The sequence below is a fragment of the Vibrio sp. 811 genome (assembly GCF_033339195.1).
Genome location: NZ_JAWOUB010000196.1, coordinates 1 through 879, shown reverse-complemented (window position 1 = coordinate 879; position 879 = coordinate 1). Strand labels below are relative to the sequence as shown.

The window sequence follows — 879 nt, the reverse complement described above, 5'->3', positions numbered from 1 at the left end:
TTTAAGATCAATGACAACATTTGGGGGTTGAGCTTAGCGCCGGTTCGCAACAGCGAAGGAGATCGTCCTTCGAACGGCTGGATGCTTTGGGGACGCAATCTGTCTGAGCGTTTCCCTGGCGACTTTAAAGCGATGATGTCTGCCAGCAATACGCTCGTGACCAAGTCGTTTAATCCTGTCGATCATGCCAAAACTAAAAGCATCGATAAAACCTCAGAGTCCATCATCAAATGGACCCCAATCAGCGATCTCGCGGGTGAGCCGATTGCGTGGTTGAAAACACAAACCAAACGCGAACACTATTCAAAAGGTAATACGCTCTTTATTTACCTCTTTGCGACGGTTGGGGTGGTAGCGTCAGTCATTGCTACCAGCACGTTTTTCATCTTCAAAAGAAAGGTGGCAACACGCTTTAGCCACTTTGCAGAAGGCATTAACGAAATCGCCTCCCAATATCAGCTTGAAGGATTGCAGTCCGTAAAGTTCGATGAGTTAGAACTCGCGACAAAGCTTGTGCAAAAGCTCTCTGAAAACACGTCTATGACTCAGTTACAACTGAAAGACTCCATGGAGAAATTCGGCGCACTTTACCACAGCTCATCGTTAGGCATGCTGATCGTTATTGAACGTGAAATCGTCGACGCCAACCATCGAGCGCTTGAACTACTGAGTTATAAAAAATCCGACCTTCTTGAGCAGCCATTAGACACGCTCTGCCCTACGACTGCTGATGAGTGTCGTGTTGATGCAATGTATCGAGAGCTTCAACATGGCCGCAATCAGTTTGAAGCACAGATGCTAGACAGCCACGGCGAAACCATCGATTGTTTAATAGAAGTAACACTGATTCAGCACAACGGGCACACCGCCTTGATGCTG

The 879-nt window shown here is 47.3% G+C and carries 1 protein-coding gene; it reads left to right on the top strand.

Going from position 1 to position 879, the window contains the following annotated elements; all coding sequences use genetic code 11:
- A partial coding sequence (locus R7Q46_RS25790; protein WP_318078030.1) for a PAS domain-containing protein occupies positions 1–879 on the top strand: 879 nt, incomplete at both ends.